Below are 6,926 nucleotides of genomic sequence, written 5' to 3'. Positions count from 1 at the left end.
TTGCCACACTTATAAGTAGTAACCCACCTCCGCAGCCATTTATTGGTGTGGTCTACAGAGGATTATGTCTTTTTAGAGGGGAAAATCCCTAGAACCCCTCATACCTATAAACGACATCGTCCAGAGCAGACGTTACTGTATCAATTGGTCGAACGCCACTACCCAGAATTTCAGAAGCAGCTTTCACAAAAAGGGAAGTCGTTACCACTTCATGTGGTAAAAGAGTTTGAAGAGTTTCTTAGGTGTGGTCGGCTTGAGCATGGTTTTTTGCGTGTAGTTTGTGACGACTGCAAGCATGAGAAACTGCTGGCGTTCAGCTGCAAACGCAGGGGATTTTGCCCAAGTTGCGGTGCAAGAAGGATGGCAGAAAGTGCCAAGTTGTTAGTTGAAGATGTTCTTCACGGTTACCCTGTACGCCAATGGGTATTGAGTTTACCCATCCCGCTTCGTCTACTTCTAGCTAGGTATCCCAAACACTTAAGTAAAATCATGCAAATCATTCATCGTGCTATTTCTTGCGATATTGTGCATCGGGCTGGGTATCTTAAGAAGCAAGCAAACACAGGAGCGGTGACTTACATTCAGCGATTTGGTAGTGCACTGAATCTCAATATTCACTTTCACATGCTCTTTTTGGAAGGCGTTATCACTCAGGAGTGTGGACAGTCCAAATTCAAGTGCGTTAAAGCACCAAACCACAATGATATGGAAACCCTCGTGAATGTCATTAGCCATCGCATCGCGACCTACTTGGAGAAGGCCGGGCTCGTTCAACGGGATATGGACAACACATTTCTCGATTTACCCATGGATGACGAAGATAGTTTACTGCCCTTGCAAGCAGCCTCTGTCAATTACCGCATTGCTGTAGGACCAGATACAGGCAAAAAAGTCTTTGCCTTGCAAACCTTACCTGCCAAAGACGAACAACATTACGGTCAATTAGCTCAAATAAACGGTTTTAGCTTACACGCTGGGGTGTTTGCAGACAGCCATCAAACTGACAAACTGGAAAGGCTATGCAGATATATCTCAAGGCCAGCGTTAAGCGAGCAACGATTGAGTCTAACCGATTCAGGAAAAGTAAGATATCAACTGAAAACTCCCTATCAAGACGGTACCACACATGTCTTTTTTACTCCCTTGGATTTCATAGGCAAGCTCGCGGCACTGGTGCCAGTGCCGAGGCTAAACCTTACGAGGTTTTATGGCGTGTTTGCTCCCAATGCTAAGGTGCGTGCCGAGGTAACGGCTTCACAACGCGGTAAGAATAGCCCTCGCTTAGCAGAGCATCTGAAAGATTCAGATAAACCATACCATGCGCGAAGCATGTCGTGGGCACAAAGGTTAAAAAGAGTATTCAATATTGACATCACAGTCTGTGAGGCTTGTGAAAAAACCAACGTCAAAATTATTACTTGTATTACGGATCCGGCTGTTATCCATAAGATTTTGGCGCACCTTGACAAGCAGACTCTTCTTGAAGCAAAAAACGATTCTCTAATGCCGCCACTTCGAGCTCCACCAGCCACAGCCTCATTCAGTGACTACATCATTCAACGCGACTTCGATTTTGGCGCATGAAGCACAAAAAACAGACCATCACTTGAACATGCAACATGTTGAGGTAAGGGCTTTCACATATCTCATTGCGGATTTCAGTACCAAAGACCAGTTATATTGCGTCTATCTTGATGACAACTACTTCACTGATTCCTGAAAAGTACCCATTTGACACACGTGCAACTGGCCTTAAATACAGCTGACACAGTGGGTAGTACATAGCGTTAATATTTCTTATACTCTTAACCATATCACCCGGGCGGAATCGGCAGTTTACAGGAAGCTTTCCGGGGCCGGCATGATGACGAACTCAGGCTGCGAGTTGTCATCGTGATAATGCGAATTGCTGAATGTTCCGGCGCTATTTACCTTAAACCGGTAGCCGGCCTGCACACTCAATAAAAGCGGTTTCGGTCCCCCCAAGTGACAGCGTGAGATCATATCGACCGTTGGTATCGAATGGTACGGGTATTCTCGCTGCAATTGGCAGTGGTTTTTGTTCCCGTTTTGTATTATTCAGCGCTACCGCAAAGCCTTCTTTTTGCGTGGTCAGGAAGCAACCTTCAGGCGTTATACGCAAAGAAATATGATTGAGCGTTAACAATTGATCACGAGGTATGCAGATGCGACGATGAAAACCTTCCGGCCCCATGATCTGAAGATCGTACATTCCGTCCGCAGCTTTCCAGGTATCGCTATAACTTCTGGAACGAGCAATGGTAAAGCGTTTTGGAATGGCGTCTAAATTACACCGATCATACACGTGAAACACTGTCGCGCGGCTACCGGTATTGATAAACGTTATTTTCAGCGAGTCATCTTGTGCAGCAAACTCAACATTAATGTTGTACAAATTCTCCCGCTGTGGGCGGCGCCCTTTTTCCTGCGTTGGCATTGACATATCAGTTGGAATGGTTGGCACGGTACGCTCGGGTAATTCCCCAGCCATTTGGGCGTCATTACCTGGATTCGGAAATACCGGTAGGCTTGTGTGATTCGGCGTTTTAAAGTCGAATGCGTTGAGGAAATCACCGCATACTGCCCGGCGCCAGGCAGAAATATTGGGTTCAGTCACACCAAAGCGTTGCTCCAGAAAACGAATTACTGAGGTGTGGTCCAACACCTCTGAACTCACATATCCTCCACGACTCCATGGCGATATAACATACGCAGGAACCCGTGGGCCGAGACCGTAGGGGTTGCCCAGTAGATCGGCATGTTCCAGATTCTTATCCGCTGCAGAAAAATGCTGGTGGTATTCACCCTCTGTCGCTATCTGCGAGATGCCAGCGAACTTACCGTCTGCACCAGGAGATGGTGGGGCTGGTGGCGGCATGTGGTCAAAAAAGCCATCGTTTTCGTCAAACATAATAAACAGGGCGGTCTTCGACCACACCTCCGGCACGGCCGTGAGTGCATTAAGTACTTCGGCGATATAAGCCGCGCCCTGAGCCGGGCTGGACGGCCCTGGATGCTCTGAGCCTTGCGCTGTCGCGATTATGTATGACACTTGTGGTAACGCACCGTTGCTTACATCTGACCGCAGAGCGTCCAGCGCCCGGGTCGTTAGTCCCCGGCGGGCCAATTCGGGGTCACTGCCTGGCAGACCAGCAAACGAGTCCTGAAAGGTTTTGAAACCGACCAGCGGATTGTCAGTAAAGTTATCTGCCATATCCTGATAGATGGTCCAATCGATACCAGCTTCCTGTAAACGCTCTACATATGTTTTCCAGGTGTAAGCTTCCGGGTATCCGCCATTTTCAGGAAGGTTATCGTGAGAATTACCTATTGCCGGGCCACCATTTAGTGCGTTGCCATCATTCGTACCTGACCAAAGGAATAAGCGGTTAGTATTGGTACCCACATGAGCTGAGCAATGATAGGCATCACACAGGGTAAATGCCTCGGCCAGTGCGAACTGAAACGGTATGTCGTCGCGTTCGAAATAACCCATGGCATGCAGATATTTGGCATCCGGCCACTGGCTCATGCGGCCGTGATCCCAGGCATACTGTGCATCTGGCCAGGAGTGAGGGGTTCCTTCAACCCTCATATGGGCAAAGTTCTGACGGGTGTTCAGTGGGAACGGTGTCACCCATTCCGGTCCGGCTTTAGTGGTGTTTTGCTGCAGAAAGACATTTCTGGCCTGTTGCTTCTCTCTTGCCTTCGCTGGTGCCGGATAAGGGTCTGAAAACCCTCGAACGCCTGAAAGGGTACCAAAGTAGTGATCAAATGACCGGTTTTCCTGCATCAGGATCACCACGTGTTCTACATCGTTTATCGTACCCGTGTTCACTTTCGCAGGAATCGAAAGCGCCCGGGCAATAGATGGGAACGCGGCGAAGGCGCTGGTGGCTCCTGCGGCGGCGAGAAACTGACGACGGTTAATATCGGCCATATAAGTACCTTGAATCCGAAAAAATGCATTCCTTCGCGAGATGCGAAGGAATGCTATTGGCGTATTATGTCAATTTAAAGGCAGACCAGTTAAAAGTCTGCGCCTATTGTCAGTGATACGGTGCGGGGTGAACCCGGGTAAACGCTGTTGGTGCCTACACCAATGATGTATTCACGGTCCAGCAAGTTGTTGACGTTAAGACGAACATGCACCTCTTTTAGCTGTGGAACCACATCCGTGAAATCCGCCCCAATGTATGCGTCAATCACGTCGTAGGCTGGTGCAGACGCGGAATTTTCGAAGTTGATGTAACGATCACCAATGTGGCGCAAAGACAAGCCAGAGCTCAATGCATCTCCCATATAATCCACCGCCAGTGAGTAAAAGTTCTTCGGGCCACCGTATACGCGGTTACCCGCTACAATGCCTGACTCCGCATCCAGTCCGGTATCACCGGTACCCAGATACTCTGAATCATCATATGTGTAAGAACCTGACAGACGCAGTGCACTGGTTAGCTGGTAAGAGGCCAGCAATTCTACGCCCTGGCTTTTTTGACCACCGGCATTAATATAAGAGCCGTCCACTTCTTCCTTGTAGTCAATACCTTCCAGTACGCTGGTATCGAGCTGAACGATTCGGTTATCGAACTCGATATCATAGAACGTAACAGCGGCTTTAAAGTCACGGTTGTTATACCGCAAGCCTAATTCAATGTTATCTGAGGTCTCCGGATCAATGGTACCCAGTTCGTTGTTAGACAAACCAGAATCGATAATGCCCGGTACGATGGACTTGTAGTTTTCCGAGTACCCTGCAAATACTTCCAGTCCATCAATTGGTGTGGTGTATGTTGCACCCAGATAAAGCAGCGGATCAGAGGTGTTATCCAGCTGACCTGTGCGGTCGTCGTTGTAGAAATGATCGACGGTGGTGTCTACCTGGAATTGTTTTACACCAATACTGGCAGCCAGAGGGCCGAATTCAATGTTATCCTGAATGTAGTACATCAGTTCTTTAGTATTGGCTTCGGTCTTGTATTGCACCCAGTATGGAGTCTTGCTGAATTCAATGCTGGTTTGTGGGTTATTAATCAGATGCCATTGACGAGTGACATCTGCATCGTAGTTCTCATACCAGAAGCCGACGCGCAGAATGTGGGCGACATCCCCCGTGGAAAAATTATAAGACGCATCACCGGTCAGACCGTAGCGACGGTTTGAGTAATTCGAGGTGCGGTAAGAGCTGACTGGTTCAACATTGCCCTCATAACATTCAGGATCCTTTGCCGCACTTAAGCCAAATCGACCCGTACAGTTGCTCATCACTGTTCCTGGTATAGTAGTGCCGGCGTTTACAAAGAAAAAATCATCGCCATTATAATCGCCGTAAAGCGTATCGCCGGATAATTCAGCGGTTAATGTGCCGTCGCCATCTACATCGGTTACGTAAGGTGGGATCCAGTCGCCGCGGCCTTCCATACGGTGGAAGTAAGCGGAGGTGTTAAAAGCGAAATCACCAAAATCTCTATCCAGTTTCAGGCTATAAAAACGGTTATCTCGCAGAGCTCGCCAGCCGTTACGGTTGTTCTCATCCAGGCTTGGCAGACCAGTCCAGTTGGCGTGCAGGGCATCATGGCGAGGATTCTCGGCGAACTGTTCAAGGGATATATACTCGTACTCGTTTTCGTTAGAATCGTTATACGTTGCAAATGCAGTGATGTTATAGCCGTTGATTTCGCTGATGAGCTTACCGGTCAGGTAATCTTTTTCGGTCGTGGCTGCGTTATCCCACACGTCCTTGTTTTCAGAGGATGAGCCACTGATGAAAAAGTATGTATTTTCAGCAATTTCACCAGAATCGTAGCGGAAACGGAATTTGCTGGCATCCTGATCTCCAGCCATGTAATAAAGGCTGACGTTTTGTTCCGACATTGGGTCAGTCGTGATGAAGTTTAGCGTACCGCCAAGGGCTTCATTGGAACGTGAACTGATATCGGCGGTACCCTGACTCACCTCAACGGTTTCAAGATCGAATACGTCAATAAATTTGTTGGCTTTACTACCCCCCCCGTAGCCTGAGCCACCGTTTGGCAAGCCATCCAGCGTGGTACCAATCTGGCCATTACTGGTATTAAAGCCCCGCATTCGGATGTTGGTCATCCAGTCTGAAGAACCGAAAGTATCAGCTTCCTGAACGATAACGCCTGGCAGTTCCTGTACCACAGTGTTTACCGAGGCATTCGCTGGACGACGTGAAATCATATCCATTGAAACAGTGTTTGAGGCAAACGTTTGTTTCTGACCAATAACAACAATTTGCTCAGGTTTCTGTGTTTTTTCCTGTTGTTCAGGATTGTTCTGGGCAGTAGCTACCGATGTTGCCATTGCAAGCATTAGTGGTGAAAGCGCAAAGCAGCCAGGCTTTTTCATTTCAGTTCCTTGTGTATGGGATTTATGTATGACTGTGAATGTCGGAAAGGTCACGCTCGACATTTAGGGTGGTCAGATTAGGCCTGAAATATGACAATTCTTGTGAATATTTGTGACATTTTGTGGTTTTGTGTGGCTTTTCGTTGAGTGTGCTCGGGAACCGGATATACTTATTGCCATAATATAAAAGGGGCTTCTATGGCAGACTGACAAACAGCAATTCTTGAGTTGGTGGAGTTACACCGGTCAATGTCCGTGTCAAAGCTATCCAGACAGTTTGCGGTGTCTGAAGAAACTATTCGGCGTGATATTAAGCTGTTAGCGTCTTCTGGTCGGGTAGAAAAAATTCATGGTGGGGTGCGTTTACCGGCAACCCGGCTGGAGCCGCCTTACTGGCAACGGGTTAACAGTAATGCCGGAGTTAAAAAGCGTATTGGGGTTCTAGGGATTTTCCCCTCTAAAAAGACATAATCCTCTGTAGACCACACCAATAAATGGCTGCGGAGGTGGTTTACTTTCAGCTTGGAGCCTAA

The 6,926-nt window shown here is 48.0% G+C and carries 4 protein-coding genes; 2 read left to right on the top strand and 2 right to left on the bottom strand.

The window, feature by feature from the left end:
* Window positions 1–45: 45 nt before the first annotated feature.
* Window positions 46–1,584 (top strand): transposase, encoded by a 1,539-nt coding sequence (locus tag MHM99_RS20560; protein ID WP_239220430.1) that lies wholly within the window; start codon window positions 46–48, stop codon window positions 1,582–1,584.
* Between the two features lie 349 nt (window positions 1,585–1,933).
* Here MHM99_RS20560 and MHM99_RS20555 read toward each other — a convergent pair whose 3' ends face one another.
* Together MHM99_RS20555 and MHM99_RS20550 are read right to left on the bottom strand one after the other, a co-directional pair.
* Complete coding sequence (locus MHM99_RS20555; protein ID WP_187447814.1) at window positions 1,934–3,961, bottom strand: phospholipase C, phosphocholine-specific; 2,028 nt, start codon at window positions 3,959–3,961, stop codon at window positions 1,934–1,936.
* 89 nt (window positions 3,962–4,050) lie between these two features.
* Entirely contained in the window at window positions 4,051–6,393 is a 2,343-nt protein-coding gene (locus MHM99_RS20550; RefSeq protein WP_187447813.1) for a TonB-dependent receptor, read from the bottom strand.
* Between the two features lie 219 nt (window positions 6,394–6,612).
* Between MHM99_RS20550 and MHM99_RS20545 the strand changes: the two genes are divergently transcribed.
* On the top strand, window positions 6,613–6,864 hold the full coding sequence (locus MHM99_RS20545; RefSeq protein WP_286715962.1) for a DeoR family transcriptional regulator: 252 nt from the start codon (window positions 6,613–6,615) through the stop codon (window positions 6,862–6,864).
* The last annotated feature ends 62 nt before the right edge of the window (window positions 6,865–6,926 follow it).

Origin of the sequence: Alteromonas sp. MmMcT2-2, from assembly GCF_022348305.1 — a bacterium.
Lineage (GTDB): Bacteria > Pseudomonadota > Gammaproteobacteria > Enterobacterales > Alteromonadaceae > Alteromonas > Alteromonas macleodii.
The sequence above is the reverse complement of the archived record's forward strand: the minus strand, read 5'-3'. Positions and strand labels throughout refer to the sequence as shown.